Origin of the sequence: Streptomyces sp. NPDC005576 (assembly GCF_042871745.1) — a bacterium.
In the GTDB taxonomy this organism is placed as follows: domain Bacteria; phylum Actinomycetota; class Actinomycetes; order Streptomycetales; family Streptomycetaceae; genus Streptomyces.
This window is the reverse complement of record NZ_JBIAJC010000010.1, coordinates 303,937-318,495: the sequence shown is the minus strand read 5'-3', so window position 1 is coordinate 318,495 and position 14,559 is coordinate 303,937. Positions and strand designations below refer to the sequence as shown.

The window sequence follows — 14,559 nt, the reverse complement described above, 5'->3', positions numbered from 1 at the left end:
CCGCTACTCGTTGGTGAACTCCTCCACGACCGTGGCACCGAGCTCGCGGACGATCAGCTCGTGCCCGGAGAGCGCCGAGTCGACGAGGTCGGGATCGTCGGCCTCCGGGGTGTCGTCCTCCGGCGCGACCGTGTGCACCGGCTCGGGCGCGGACCGCTCGTACGCCGCCGGGGCCGACCCGGAACCGCCCTGTCCCGACCCACCCCCCTGGTGCTGCTGGGACTGCGGGGACTGGTCGGACTGCTGGCCTTGGGGGGACTGCTGCGACGAGGGGGACGACGGAGGCTGATAGGGCTGCTGGGGCGCTCCTGCGGGCGCGGGCCGCTGCTCGTACGACTGCTGGGGCGCGGCCTGGTACGCCGGGGCCTGGTAAGCGGGCGCGCCACCGCCGGGGCGTCCGCCGCCGCCCTGCGTCGGCTGGCCACCACCGCCGGAGGCGTCGACGATGGCTTCGACGCGCCACTGGGCGTTGAACCGCTCGGCCAGCGCCTGCCGCAGCACCTCTTCGCTGCCGCTGCTCGCGAAGTTGTCGCGGGCGCCCGCGCTGGTGAAACCGATCTGGAGCGTGGTGCCGTCGAAACCGGTGACCTGGGCGTTCTGGCTGAGCAGGATCCAGGTGAAGCGGCGGCGGTTCTTCACCGCCTCCAGGATGTCCGGCCAGATGCTCCGCACCTGCCCGGCGCCCTGCACCATGTCCTGCCCTCCGGCCGGGGCGGCGGGCGTCTGAGCAGCGGAAGCGGACGGGGCGGGGGCCGGAGTGGCCGGGCGGGGCGCTGCGGCACCGGGCGTCGAGGCGGTCGGCCACCCACCGGGGCGGCGGGCCTGCTCCCCACCACCGGCAGCGGCCGGGGTGGGCCACGCACCGGGCCGCTGAGCAACGGGCGGCGCCTCGGCCGGAGGCTGCTGGCCGTACTCGGCGGACGGCGCGGGGGGCTGCGGAGCGGGGGCTTGCGCGGCCGGGTTCTGCGGGGCCGGCGCTTGCGTGACCGGGGGTCCGTACGGCGCTGCGGCAGGCTGCGCGACGGCGGGCGGGTTGTACGGGGCGGCGGGCGCAGCCGGCATCGGCGGATGGGCCTCCGGGCCGGGGACGTACCCCAGCGCGGACGGTGCCGCCATGACCGGTGCCGGTACCCCTGCTCCGGCTCCTGCCCCTGCCCCTGCCCCTGCTGCAAAGGCGCCGCCCCGCTCCAGGCGGTCCAGCCGCGCCTGGAACGACCGCTCGTCGTCGAAGGCGGCGGGCAGCAGCACCCGGGCGCAGATCAGCTCGACCTGGAGGCGCGGCGAGGTCGCGCCGCGCATCTCCGTCAGCCCCTGGTTGACGAGGTCGGCGGCGCGGCTCAGCTCGGCCGCTCCGAAGACGGACGCCTGGTCCGACATCCGCTCCACCACGTCGGCGGGGGCGTCGATGAGCCCCTTCTCCCCGGCGTCCGGCACGGCCGCCAGGATCACCAGGTCACGCAGGCGTTCCAGCAGGTCGGCGACGAACCGGCGCGGGTCGTTGCCGCCCTCGATCACCCGGTCCACGACCTCGAAGGCCGCCGCGCCGTCGCCGGCCGCGAAGGCGTCCACCATCGAGTCGAGGAGCGACCCGTCCGTGTAACCGAGCAGCGAGGTCGCCATGGCGTACGTCACGCCGTCGTCGCCCGCACCGGCCAGCAGTTGGTCCATCACGGACATCGAGTCACGGACCGAGCCGGCCCCGGCGCGTACGACGAGCGGCAGCACACCGTCCTCGACCGCGCTGTTCTCCCGGTCGCAGACGTCCGCGAGGTACGACCGCAGGGTCCCGGGCGGGACGAGCCGGAAGGGGTAGTGGTGCGTGCGCGACCGGATCGTGCCGATGACCTTCTCGGGCTCGGTCGTCGCGAAGATGAACTTGAGGTGCTCCGGCGGCTCCTCGACCACCTTCAGCAGGGCGTTGAACCCTGCCGGGGTGACCATGTGCGCCTCGTCGATGATGTAGATCTTGTAGCGGCTGGAAGCCGGCCCGAAGAACGCCTTCTCGCGCAGGTCACGGGCGTCGTCCACGCCACCGTGCGAAGCCGCGTCGATCTCGATGACGTCGATCGAACCCGGGCCGTTGCGCGCCAGGTCCTGACAGGACTGGCACGTCCCGCACGGCGTCGGCGTCGGCCCCTGCTCACAGTTCAGGCAGCGGGCGAGAATGCGCGCACTGGTCGTCTTTCCACAACCACGCGGCCCGCTGAACAGGTACGCGTGATTGACCCGGTTGTTCCGCAGGGCCTGCTGGAGCGGGTCAGTGACATGCTCCTGACCGATGACCTCGGCGAACGACTCGGGGCGGTAGCGGCGGTACAGCGCAAGGGACGACACAGTTACGAGGTTATCGGGACGCACCGACAACCGACTCCGCATCGGGCCCGCCCGCCCGGGGACCCTGGTCACACCGGGCCCCCGACGGAACGACGAGACGTAGATCACACGCGGGGCGGGGAGATCACACGCGGGCCGGGGGCGGCCGGGTGCGGTACGGCGGCTCAGTCGCGTACGGCGGCGACTCACGCACGTACGGCCGAGCTCGGCTCCCAGGGGCCGGGACCGCCTACGGGGAACCAACGAGCCCACCGCTGCGCCCGCCCACGACAGGCTGCGTTCCGGGCCACCGAACAGGCCCCGGAAAACACAAGGGCCCCCCACGCACCCGCCAGAGCCAACCTACCCTTGCTGCCTTCCGGCCCTGGGGGAGTTCAGTCAGATAGCGCCACGTGAGGGGCTGACGCCCACCTTAGCCGATCCCCACCCCCCCAGGTCCACCCGCCCGGCCCCGAGGTTCCCCCGATCCGACCACACGACCCCGTCCCGACGATCTTCCGGGGAACGTGTTCGCGAGCACCCCTCAACGTCTTGTATTGTTTGCGGCGGAGGATTCGCCTAGTGGCCTAGGGCGCACGCTTGGAAAGCGTGTTGGGGGCAACCCCTCACGAGTTCGAATCTCGTATCCTCCGCCATTGCTCTCACCGGGCAATACGTCGAAGGGCTCCGCAGCTTGCTGCGGGGCCCTTCGGCGTTGGCGGTCGCAGTGGTGATCACAGTTTCCGGCTACCGCCTGTTGAGGATTGCCCGGCACACGTTGCAGTACATGGCCGCGTTCTCACCGCGCCGCCGCATCATCTGGCTGCAGCCGGCGCACAGCCCGAGCTCCCATGGTGGGCAGCCCAGCGCTGCGGGGCTGCCGTCCGCTCGACAGGAGTGATCCGCGTCGGAGCGTTGGACCGGCAGACGCAGGAGGGGGAAGCCACTTGTCGGTTGATCGAGATCGCGGAGAGGCCGGGCGTCGCTGCCGCACCAGCCGTCTTCGCCTGCTCGGCAGCTGCGGTCGACCTCCTGTTCGGCGAAGGTGATCACGTCGTCGTCTTCTTCGACCGGCGCCGCGGGCGGGGCAGTTCTCTCCCCGACGATCTCCTCCCACTGCGTGCGATCGGCCGCCGACACCCACATGTGCCGCCCAGCGCGACCGCTGCTCCGACTGGGCAGGTAGACCGATACGCTTTCCTCCGTAGCGCTCCGCAGGACCAGGTCCTCGATGAAGACCGGCTTTCTCTGTGGGAGGCACAGCTCCGGCACGAACCAGTCCGCGTGAATCGCCCCGCAGTGACTGGCCCCTCGCTGACGAGGCAGTGGCGCTCACTGCTCGGCACGCACTTCCAGACTTCGAGGTGCCGGTACCCGCCGCGGATCACCATCTCCTTGCCGCCGGCGATGTCCCTCCACGGCATGTCGTCCACACGCGCCCACGGGGCGCCGGTCGATCAGGGAAGCCGTGCGATCTTTGGCCACCCACACATGGGGGATGCCGTTTTCGACAGCGTTCGCCGAACGGCGGCGCACGCTGCTGGGGCTGAGATGGTGGTACTGGATCTCCCAGCCGACACTCGGCCCACCAGGGCCGGTGACGACGGCGTCCGAGACGCTCCGCCGGTTGGCCGTACGGACGTCGGCCTCGGCGCCCAGGCCGTGCCGTGCGGCGGTCTCGACGACCCGCTCCTTGGTGACCTTGTGTTGCGCGCTCTCCGCCGGGGTCGCCTTGTGTGTGCTCGGCAGGTGCGAGGCCACGAGCGGCCTCCGGCCTCCGGCCCGGCCGCGACGGATGAACAGCCACGGTGACTTCCCGCCGGCCTCCGACAGGCATGCCCGACCCTCGTGATGTGCGAGGCATTCGAGCAGTTGTGGTTCGCGCCCGGAAACCCCGACTGTGATCTCCCCCAGCAGCTCGGGACGGTTCGGGTGACCGAGGTCGGGGAGGGACGGATTGATCTCCAGGCCATGTCCGGTGTGCCACACCCCTTGTGCCATCCCTCAACGGTAGGGACGACCGCCGACATGCAACAGAGCGCCGCCGAGTCAGCCTTCCGTCGCGTAGCGGCCAAGCATTTGGGCTGTACGGCTCTTCCGGACAACAGCGCGGGCACCGTAACGAACCGGACCGGCCGGCGTTTCCCGTCGGATCCACTCCAGAGATCATCCCATTAACCAGAAACTCGCCCTTACCGCACCGGACATACGCCACCATCCACACATGAGCAAGGAACAGACGCGTGGGTAAGCGCGAACGCCGCCGCAAGCGGGAACGGGGCAAGAAGAAGCAGCCACAACGGCCACCGGCTGCCCCGGAGCCGATTGTTCGGGAGTTTCCAGTAGAGGCTCCCCGCCTCCGCGTCGTGATCAAGCACGATGCTCCCGAGGACGCCCAGAAAGTCAGCGCCCTCTACTGGGAAATCAAAGACGACGGCACCTGGGCCCGGACCGTCAGCAGCATCGGCGTAGCCGGCGACATCGGCTCGATGGCCACGACGCACTCGCACGCCATCCTCCTGAACTGCCCCTGCGCGAACTGCTCCGAACCGATCACCGTCCCCAACCGGTCCTGGGCCAACAAGGTCGGCGGGAAGTACCTCGACGCGGAGGCTCCCTTCTTCCTTTGCCGGGACTGCGGGGCGATCCGGGAGCGAGAAAAGACCGAGCAGCAACAACGCGCCGCCGAACAGAGACGCATCGAACAAGAGCGTGAGCAGCAGAAGACTGAGAGGCTTCAACGCCTGGTTGCTCGAACGGTCGAGGCGGAAGAGAGAAAGGACGAGCCGACCGGCTTGCTCCCGACGGACAGTCCTCTGGCCCATGCCCTCTACGTAGCGTTGATCAGCTACGCCACACGTAACCCCGGCAAGGCACTTCCCAGTCTCGCAAGTGTCGGCCCCTTGGGCTGGACGGGTGACACCGAGCAGGACAGGGAACTATTCCTGGCCCTCTACGATGCGAAGCTGCTTGCTATCGCACCGGAGAGTCCACCGCGGGCGTTCACTCTCACCCAGGACGACGGCATCGCATTCTTCTCCACCGAAGTCGTGTGGCGGGTCGTCGGATGCCTTGCCACCGCACAAGAGCGCGTCAAGAAAATCACGTACCTCCTCCAGACTCAGCCCGGGCCCCAGGGAGCTGCGGCGCGTGATGCCTTCACCGTGCTGATGGACCGGATGGAGGTCACCGATATCGCCGGCTATCTCAACAACCTGCTCACCAAGAAATACGGTTACCCCGAAGTACCCGAAGCGCGGCGCGAGGAGCTCGCGGAGGTGATCCGCGAAGGCTTCGAGCACGGGTACACCTCTGGTCAGATGATCTGCTTCGCCTGGCGAGCTGCCGACTCTGCTGCGGCGTGGAAGGAGCGCAACCCTCGGATGGGGCCGCCGGAGGCGGCGTCCGCCTCGGTGACAAGCCTCCGTGCCAAGATCGACAGGGCGATCGAACTCCACCACTCCATCCCCGAGTACGAAACCCCGCGCTGGCACGCAGCACCCCTCGCGCTCGCCGGCTTCCGGCGGCTGCACGCGAAGATCCGCTGGGTGTACAACCGTGAAGTCATCGACGCGTGCACCCGATGCGACCACCTGGGCCTCAAGGAAACCGTCCGCTCCGGGACCGGGGAAAGCGCCATGTGGCGCTGCACCCATCCCCTCGGGATTCCACCTCAGCAACACGCTGAGGAAGAACCGAGCGGCTGGGACGACGTACCCGACCCCGCCGACGCCTGACCTCAAGGCCCGCTCCCCATCCGGGGTCGACCGCTTCAACCGGGAATCCCGCCCCTGCTCTCGCCGGGCAGCAGGCCGGAGGGCCCCGCAGCCAGCTGCGGGGCCCTCCGCCTACGTGACCCTTCGAGGCGCCTCGCCGCTCACCCCAGTGCGAACTTCTGCGCCGCAGCCCCGTTGCAGTCCCAGATCTGCAGGCGGGTGCCGTTGGCGGTGGCGCCGGACGGGGAGTCGACGCACCGGCCGCTGGTCGGGTTGGACATCGAGCCGTTGGTGTTGGCGGTCCAGTTCTGGTAGCCGCTGCCGTTGCAGGTGGCGAGCTGGAGCTTTGTACCGGCGGCGCTGTTGCCACCGGCGATGTCCAGGCACTTGCCCAGGGTCTGCAAGGTCTGGCCGCTCCACGTCCAGTGCTGGTCCTTCGCCGCGGACTGGCAGTCCCACAGCTGGACCGCGGTGCCGTCACTGCCGGTGTCGTCGCCGGCCACGTCCACGCACTTGCCGCCCGGACCGACGATCGGGGCGGCGAGGGTGAACTTCTGGGCGGCGGAGCTGTTGCAGTCCCAGATCTGGAGGCGCGTGCCGTTGGCGGTGGCACCGTTCGGGGCGTCGATGCACCGGCCGCTGGTCGGGTTCCTCAGCGAGCCGTCGCTCTGCTGCACCCAGGACTGGTAGCCGCCGGTGTTGCAGGTGGCGAGCTGGAGTCGGGTGCCCCCGGCGCTGTTGCCACCGGCGATGTCCAGGCACTTGCCCAGGGTCTGCAAGGTCTGGCCGCTCCACGTCCAGTGCTGGTCCTTCGCCGCGGACTGGCAGTCCCACAGCTGGACCGCGGCGCCGTCGCCGCCGACGTCGTTGCCCGCCACGTCCACGCACTTGCCGCCCGGACCGGTGATCGGTTGGCCGGTCACCGTACCGCCGGTGTTGCCGCCTGATCCGGATCCGGGCGCCTTGTTGTACACGGCGACCGAGTCGATCACCAGCTTGCCGCCGGAGACCGTGGCCGCGTTCGGGCCGCCACCGAACGCGTCCGGGAAGCCGCCACCGATCGCCAGGTCGTAGATGATGTAGAACGGGTGGTCGATCGCGTCGGCCCAGGTCGTCGCGTCGACCTGGTTGGCGTTGACGGTGAAGAAGTTGTTCCCGTCGAGGTAGAACCGGACCTGCTCCGGCGACATCGAGCGGTCGATCTCCACCGCGTAGTCGTGGAAGCCGGTCTGGCAGCCCGAACAGGCGCGCTCACCGGAGCCGATGCCGGTCGACTCGCCGCACGGGCCGCCCGGGTTGACGCCGCAGTGGATGGTGCTGAAGTCGGAGCTGCGCCCGTTGATGTCCTCCATGATGTCGACCTCGCCCGACTTGGGCCAGGTGACACCGGACCGCAGCGGCGCGCCGAGCATCCAGAACGCCGGCCAGTACCCCGCACCGTTGGCGGTGGTGACGTTGGGCTGCTGGAGGACCGACTCCATGCGTACGACTCCGCCTGCCGGGGCGCCGAAGCTCGCCGACTGGGTCTCCACCCGCCCGGACGTCCATCCGGTCCGCGGGTCGGAACCGGAGTGCAGGGCCTGGAGTACCAGGTGACTCTGGCCGTCGTAGTAGACGTTCGACGTGCTGTTGGTCATCGTCTCGATCTCACCGGTGCCGAAGCTGCTGCCCGGCCCGGTGTCGTACTTCCACAGGTTCTGGTCGATGCCGGTGCCGGACGCGCCGCTGAAGTCGTCGCTCCAGGTCAGGGTGAAGCCGGAGGGCGGCGCGGGCACCGACGCCTCGGCGCTCATCGTCCCGCCGACGGTGGCCGCCACCGTGACCGCGACGACGGGAAGCAGTCTCAGTGCTTTCGTCCACCCGCCACGCTGCGACCTTGGCCTTGCCCAGTTCACGCGCATGTGTCCGACCTCCGGGGAAAGGCGTGACAGCGCGAACGGGCCGCGCCGCCTCTGGCGGGACCTCCAGGTACGTACCTGGAATGTCATGCGCACAGCATGTCGACGGCTCCGGCTTTCGACAAGACGCTTGGCACGTACACCCTCCCGGAGCCGGAACACCCGATGAGCATCCCGACGCGTACCTGCCCAAAACCCCAAGGGGCCGGCGCCCGGGGGACGGCACCCCCCGGTCACTCCCGCGCCGCCAGCTCCTCCACCGCCGCCAGCACGAGCTCCGCGTGGTTCTCCGGGTCCGCCACCGGATGCAGCAGCGCGCGCACCCGGCCCGCCCGGTCGAGGACGACCCCGGCCCGAGCGAACAGGATGCGCTCCCCCACCCGCACCTCGGGCACGCCCAGGGACCGGCCGAGGACCAGCTCGGGGTCGCCGACCAGCGGGTATCCCAGCTCGCGCGAGGCCGCGAACTCCGCGAGGTGTCCGGGGGCGTGGGCGCTGACGCCCAGGACCCTGACATCGGCGCGGGCGAACCGGGCGGCGTTGTCGCGTACCGAGCAGAGGCCCGTGGTGCAGCCGGCCAGCTCGGGCAGCACCTCGCCGATACCGGGCTCGGTGATGAAGAAGAGGACGGTCCAGCGGTGCTCCCCGGAAGGAACGGCAACCGGGCCCTCGGTGGTCTCGACACTTCTCTGCACGGGAATCCTCGCTGGTGGCGCTGGTGGCGCTGGTGGGAGCGCGGGACGACGCCCGTAGGGGCGCGGTTGCGGAGACCGATCATCGCACCGCCCCGCCGTGGGTCACCTGCCCGTTTCCTCCGCAAGGGTGTGCGCGACCAGAGCGTTGGCGTGGCCGTGCCCCAAGCCGTGGGTGGTCTTGAGCCAGCCGACCAGCTCCCCGTGCTTCGTCAGGGGCGAGGAGCGGATCAGTTCCTTCCACTCCGCCACGGGGCGTCCGTACGTCTTCTCGATCGAGGGGAAGTAACTCGCGGGGCCTTTCACGGGGTTCGTCATGCAGGGTGGACCGCGGACCGGGCCGGACATCACCGGTCGGGTCCCGTGATCCACCTCACACGCACCGGGCCTGAGCCGCACGGCGGGGGTGGCGCGAGCACAGACCCGCGCCACCCCCGGACGGCCGCCCACCGCCCGGCCGTTTACTGCCCGGCCCCCTACTGCCCGGCCGCGTTGAGCAGATCGAGGACGCTCTGCTGGCAGCCGTAGTCGGTGGTGCCGGTGCCTCCGTTCCAGTGCGGGCCGTACTGGTCGAGCGCGTTGCGGTCCTTGGCCCAGGCCGCGTCGGCCCAGCGGTCGAGCGTCGCCGCGTACGGGTGGTCGGTCAGCTGGGTGTCGAGCTTGCCGAGGCCGCGGACGTACGCGCCCTTGAAGGACGGGCCGTCGCCGGCGCACTCGTCCCCCTCGCCTGGCTCCCGCAGCACCCCGTCGGTCTGGAGCCGGACGGTGGAGGCGCCGGCGAGGGTGCGGGCGGTGGTCAGCAGGGCGGAGTCGCCGGTGGCCCGGTACAGCTCGGTGAGCCCGCCGAGGACCACGCCCTGGTTGTACGTCCAGGTGGGCTGCCCGTTGTTGGCGCAGGCGTCGGTGAGTCCGTCGTTGACCATGTGGTCACCGTTGATCATCCCGCTGCCCTGGAACCACGACCACTCGGCCTTCGCCCTGCCCAGGTACACCGTGTCACCGGGGATGCGGTTGTGCAGCGCCGCGTTGAGCTGGAGGAAGAGCTCGTTGGTGATCGCGTTCTTGTACGTCATCGTCCGGTTCCACAACACCCCGCCGCCGCACGTGCCGTTCCAGGACGCCTGCATGTGGTCGGCGTCGGCGCGAGCCGTGTTGAGGTACCGGCTGTCGCCCGTCGCGTCGTAGGCGGCGACCCAGGCCAGGCCCCACCAGCCGGTGTCGTCCAGGTAGTCGTTGCGGAAGCTGCCCCCCTGCGCGTTGATGTTCTTGTCGTACGTGGAGGCGATGGCGTACCGGTAACTCGGCATGCCGCTCAGCCGCGCGTTGTCGAGCACGGCGGTCAGCGCGTTGGCCGCCGTCCACCAGCCGTTGCCGCCGAACAGGCCGGTGCCCCGGTCGTACGACATCATCAGCGCGGTCGAGGCGGCGGTGGAGCGGCTCCACGCGTTCCAGTTCACCCGCGCCCAGCCGGTGCAGGTGATCTCGGGGCGGTCCCCGGCCTTGCCGCAGGCGCGCAGGGCGCCGACACCGGCGGTGTTCCAGTCGTCGACGTTGTACATCCGGGTCCGCCAGCCGCTCGATCCGGCGGGAACGGTCGTGTCACCCAGCTTGCTGCCGGAGGCCCAGGTCCGGCCGCCGTCGAAGGAGCGGTCGGTCCAGACCTCGTCGCCCGCCGCGCCGCTCTCGATCGAGGCCCACCCCATGACATCGTTGTCGGAGAGATGCAGCCGGACGGTGCGTCCGTACAGCGCACTGCTCACCGGCACCCGGTCCGAGGTCGCGGCGGCGGGATCGCGGCCGTCGCACTGCTTGTTGCAGAGGGCGGCTGCGGCGGCTGCGGCCGTGGCCGCCGGGGTGGGGGCGGCGGCGTGCGCGGCCGCCGCCGGGAGGGCGGTGAGCAGCAGGCTCGCGAAGAGGGCGAGGACGGCGGGGCGCCGCCCTCTGCGGGTGAGGGGCATGCGGCAACTCCTTGCGGGTGGGGGGGGGACGTGCCGACCCACCAAGCCGACCTGATATATCAGGTCCATGTCAATATGCGGGCGGGTCCCGGTGCCGTCCAGGTGGGGTACGAGCCGGACGCGCCGGCCCCGCCCGGGACCGTCCCGCCCCCACCTCACCTCACCTCACCGGCACCGGCACCGGCTCACCCCTCCAGGTGCCCCAGCACCGTGCGTACCGCCTGCTGGACCGCCAGGCGCGCCGGGTCGGTGTGGTCGACCGCCTCGAAGCCGTGCCGCGCTCCCGGGACGGGGATCACCTCCAGCCGGAGCTCCGTCCCCTCGGCCGCGAGCAGGAACTCCTCGACGGTGGCGTCGATCTCCGCCCGTTCCCTCTCCACCCGGCTCAGCACGAAGGGCAGCGGGCCGACGGCCCCCAGGGCCTCCACAGGCCTGAACCGCCCGCCGAAACCGGGCCAGTTGGGCAGCGGGGCCAGCACCGGATAGGTGGCCGCGATACAGCGCAGCCACGTTGGGGGCGCCGCCAGCCAGTCGGCGGAGAGGAGCGATCCGGCGGAGAAGAACCAGAGGGCGATCCGCTCACCGTCGACGCGCGGATCGGCGCGGACCCGTTCGATCGCCGCCGCGAGGTCCTCGGCCGCCGTGGAGTAGTCGCCGAGGCCGTGGAGGCGGTGGTCGAGCACGACGCCGACCGCGCCCAGGCTCGCCACGTACCCGCCGTACCCGGCGAAGGTCGGCCAGTCGCGGGGGGTGGGCCGCGCGTCGGCGGCCACCGGGCCGCCGTGGACGAACAGGACGGCGGGGCGCGGCTCCTCGGCGTCGGGGAAGTAGAGGTCGACACGGCCGTCCCGCTCGCGCTTCCGCTCGGGCACGTCCAGCAGGAAAGGCCCCAGATGTACGGGTGACCCGGTTGCCCGCGCTCCGACGCGGTGGCCCTCGCCGGCCGCCGCCCGGCACAGCACACCGGCGAGTTCGGCGGGCGCGGAGAGCATCGGCCAGTGCCCGGTGGGTATCTCGACGAGGGTGACGCCGGGGCGGGTGAGCGCCTGGACGCGTGGTTCGCCCATGCCGACGAGGGACTCGACGAGTTCGATGCTCGATCCGTTCCCCGACGCGAGGATGCCCGTGCACGGGATGCCGTGGGCAGCCCCGGTCGCGGGCAGCGGCTCGACGAGCGTGCCCGCCGGGTGCGGCACCGCGCGCCGCGCCAGCAGTTCCAGGTCCTCGGCGGACAGATCGGCCGAGCCCGCCCGCAGGCGCCACTCCTCGGCGGAGGGCGGTCGGATCACCGCGGACCCCGGCCCGTCCGTGCCGTACGGGGCCTCCGCCGTCAGGGACACGGCCTGCTCCCGGACCGCCGGGTCGGGCTCGATGACGAGGGCGGGTTCACCGTCCTGCGGCAGCCCGGCGTCCAGGTTGACGATCCGGGAGACCCGGTCCGGGCGCCGGGCCGCCGCACCGAGGACGGGGAGGATGCCGTAGTCGTGGCCCACGAGGACCACCTCGGTCTCCGCCGCGTCCACCCAGTCGACGACCCGCACCAGATCCTCGATGTGGGTGGTGAGGTCCGTGACCCGGCCCACCGGGTCCGCTTCCTCCCCGAGGCCGGTGAGGGTCACCGCGTGGACCGTCGCGCCCGATTGCTCCAGGTGTTCCGCCACCCGGTCCCAGATCCAGCCTCCGGTGAACGTACCGGGCACCAACAGGAAAGCCGTCACGCGCCGCCTCCGCCTCCTCGTACGAAACGATGCGGGCGTACGCAGACCGTGCCCGCACCGCTCACCTACCCAATCCTCCGGCGACGCAGCTCAAGGCCCCGGGGGTGCGGCCCGGCGCAGGAGGTCCCCCCACCCGCTCAGGCCGGGTGGCGCTCGGTGATCCGGCCGACCGCGTCGGCCAGCAGGTACGCGCTCTTCCCGTGCCCGGCGACCGTCACCCGGACGATCGGCGCGGGGGTGGAGCCCTGGGACGTGATGTCGATCCGCCAGCTCTCGGGGGAGTCGACGCCCAGCCCGGTGCGCGCGGTGTCCACGAGTCCGGGGAGCAGTTCGTACGGGATGCCGCGCAGGCTGATCGGGAAGTCGCCGCCGGCGGAGAAGCCCTTGCTGCCCACGGCCGACATCACCTTCTCCTCGATGGTGATCCGGGTGCCCATCTCCGTACCCATGCCGGTGACCAGGGTGTTGGCGAGGCGGCGCATCTCGCCGGTGCGCAGGGTGGACGCGGAGGACGCGGAACCGGTGACCGTGGAGACGGTCGTGGAGGTGGAACCGGAGCTCGGGCCCGGTAATGCCGCCGTGCTGGTTGAGGACGGGGAGGGGGCGTCGGAGTCGCTGGGCAGATCGTCCCAGTAGGGGACAAGGACGAGGGCCACCCCGACCAGCAGGCCCAGGAGCATGAGCAGGCACCCCGACCATGCCTTGCTGTCCGCCTTCACCCGGGTGTGTGCGGGCGCGGTGTCGATCCGCGCCTCGGCCGCCCTGCGCGCCCACTCCGCCGTCGGCCGCCGCTCCAGCTTCACCTTCCAGGGCTCGGCCTCGGGGTACGTCACCACCACGGTGCGGCCCTCGGGATAGTCCGCCAGGTCGACCAGGTTGACGGACTCGTCGACGGTCACCCGGTAGGCGGGGGCGTCGTCGGGCGCCACCGTGAGGTCGAACCGCACCGGTACGTCGGCGAGCTCGCCGTTCGTGGCCCGACGGTTCTCGATCCGGGCGAGCGCGACCCGGAGCACCGGGACGCTCCGCCGCGCCTCCCGCACCCGCGCGGGGACGGCCACCAGCAGGACGGCCACCACCAGCCCGCCGAGACCGCAGCCGAACACGGCCACGCTCTTCACCATCACGCCGACGACCAGCGCCGTCAGGGTGCCGCCGAACAGGGCGCTCACCGCGAAACCCGCCAGCAGGGAGAGAACCTCCCGGGCGGCCGACCGCGTGGGGCGTGCGGACGTTTCCCCCGTCGTCACCATGGCCGTGATTGTCCCCGGCGAGGGTGGCCGCGGGAAGACGAACGGCGGAACCCCGCGGGGCGGTTCCGTACCGGCGTCCGGGTGAAACCGGCTTCCCGCGCGCGCAGGTGCCCGGCTGCCGCAGGGCCGGGTCGGCATCGTGGCCTCCGCCCGCCCCCACCCGCACCCCAGGAGGACCCATGCTCGGCACCGACTTCCGCACCGGATCGCCCAACTGGCTCGACCTCGGCAGCCCGGACCCCGAGGCCGCCGCCACCTTCTACGCCGCCGTCTTCGGGTGGCGGGTCGTCTCCGCCGGGCCCGACACGGGCGGGTACGCGTTCTTCCAGGTGGAGGGGGCGACCGTGGCGGCCATCGGCCCGCTCACCGAGGAGGGGGCGTCTTCGGCCTGGACGGTCCACTTCAAAACCGACGACATCCGGGCCACCGTCCAGGCCGTCAAGGACGGCGGAGGAACCGTCCGGATGGAGCCCATGGACGTCATGGGCGAGGGCACGCTCGCCCAGATCACCGATACGCAGGGCGCCGACTTCGCGCTCTGGCAGCCCGGCAGGACGGCCGGGCTCGGGCGCACCTCCGCCCCGAACAGCCTGGTCTGGGTGGAGCTGCACGTCCCCGACCCGCTCGCGGACATCGCTTTCTACCAGGGCCTGTTCGGCTGGCGCACCCAGGACATGCCGGTGCCCGGAATGACGTACCGGGTGTTGAGCACCGAGGACGGCGACCTCCAGGACACCACCTTCGGCGGGGCGGCTCCGGCGGACGACAGCGGCGGCGAGCAGGCCCGCTGGGTGCCCTACTTCCATGTGACGGACGTGGACGCGACCGTCGAGGCGACCCGGTCCCACGGCGGGGCCGTGCTGATGCCGGCGGCCGACATGTCCGACGTCGGCCGGATGGCCTGGCTCGCGGACCCCTTCGGCGCGGTGTTCGCACTGCTGAAGCCCGACCCCCGGATGTGAGTCCGCGGCCGGACTCCTGCGAAGGCGCGGAGGCGTGAAGGCGTGAGGG

General features: G+C 71.3%; 10 protein-coding genes, 1 tRNA gene and 1 other RNA gene. 3 read left to right on the top strand and 9 right to left on the bottom strand.

The genetic code is table 11. The features are described from left to right. Positions 1–3 precede the first annotated feature (3 nt). Together ACFYPN_RS20200 and ffs are read right to left on the bottom strand one after the other, a co-directional pair. Positions 4–2,334: a DNA polymerase III subunit gamma and tau gene (locus ACFYPN_RS20200; protein ID WP_389299789.1), complete on the bottom strand. Its 2,331-nt coding sequence runs from the start codon at positions 2,332–2,334 to the stop codon at positions 4–6. Between the two features lie 308 nt (positions 2,335–2,642). Next, an RNA gene (gene ffs / locus ACFYPN_RS20195) (signal recognition particle sRNA small type) lies at positions 2,643–2,739 on the bottom strand. A gap of 142 nt (positions 2,740–2,881) precedes the next feature. Between ffs and ACFYPN_RS20190 the strand changes: the two genes are divergently transcribed. After that, positions 2,882–2,969, top strand: a tRNA-Ser gene (locus ACFYPN_RS20190). A gap of 676 nt (positions 2,970–3,645) precedes the next feature. Here the strand turns inward: ACFYPN_RS20190 and ACFYPN_RS20185 are convergent. Further along, positions 3,646–4,314 carry a hypothetical protein gene (locus tag ACFYPN_RS20185; RefSeq protein ID WP_389299786.1) on the bottom strand — a complete coding sequence of 223 codons (669 nt, stop codon included), beginning with the start codon at positions 4,312–4,314 and terminating at the stop codon, positions 3,646–3,648. Positions 4,315–4,556: 242 nt separating this feature from the next. Here ACFYPN_RS20185 and ACFYPN_RS20180 point away from each other — a divergent pair, with 242 nt between their 5' ends. Next, complete coding sequence (locus ACFYPN_RS20180; RefSeq protein WP_389299783.1) at positions 4,557–6,050, top strand: hypothetical protein; 1,494 nt, start codon at positions 4,557–4,559, stop codon at positions 6,048–6,050. Positions 6,051–6,190: 140 nt separating this feature from the next. Here the strand turns inward: ACFYPN_RS20180 and ACFYPN_RS20175 are convergent, their stop codons facing one another. From ACFYPN_RS20175 to ACFYPN_RS20150, 6 genes are all read right to left on the bottom strand, one after another. After that, entirely contained in the window at positions 6,191–7,930 is a 1,740-nt protein-coding gene (locus tag ACFYPN_RS20175; protein WP_389299780.1) for a ricin-type beta-trefoil lectin domain protein, read from the bottom strand. A 230-nt stretch (positions 7,931–8,160) separates the two neighbouring features. Beyond that, entirely contained in the window at positions 8,161–8,622 is a 462-nt protein-coding gene (locus tag ACFYPN_RS20170; RefSeq protein ID WP_389299778.1) for a redoxin domain-containing protein, read from the bottom strand. A gap of 102 nt (positions 8,623–8,724) precedes the next feature. After that, a complete protein-coding gene (locus ACFYPN_RS20165; RefSeq protein WP_358761757.1) occupies positions 8,725–8,937 on the bottom strand; it encodes a DUF4287 domain-containing protein in 213 nt (70 codons plus the stop codon). A gap of 158 nt (positions 8,938–9,095) precedes the next feature. After that, on the bottom strand, positions 9,096–10,577 hold the full coding sequence (locus tag ACFYPN_RS20160; protein WP_389299776.1) for a glycoside hydrolase family 76 protein: 1,482 nt from the start codon (positions 10,575–10,577) through the stop codon (positions 9,096–9,098). Between the two features lie 185 nt (positions 10,578–10,762). Beyond that, positions 10,763–12,295, bottom strand: coding sequence for an alpha/beta fold hydrolase (locus ACFYPN_RS20155; protein WP_389299773.1), 1,533 nt, complete (start codon positions 12,293–12,295; stop codon positions 10,763–10,765). Between the two features lie 137 nt (positions 12,296–12,432). Then, complete coding sequence (locus tag ACFYPN_RS20150) at positions 12,433–13,548, bottom strand: hypothetical protein (RefSeq protein WP_389299771.1); 1,116 nt, start codon at positions 13,546–13,548, stop codon at positions 12,433–12,435. A gap of 179 nt (positions 13,549–13,727) precedes the next feature. Between ACFYPN_RS20150 and ACFYPN_RS20145 the strand changes: the two genes are divergently transcribed. Beyond that, positions 13,728–14,510, top strand: coding sequence for a VOC family protein (locus ACFYPN_RS20145; protein ID WP_358761750.1), 783 nt, complete (start codon positions 13,728–13,730; stop codon positions 14,508–14,510). Positions 14,511–14,559 lie beyond the last annotated feature (49 nt).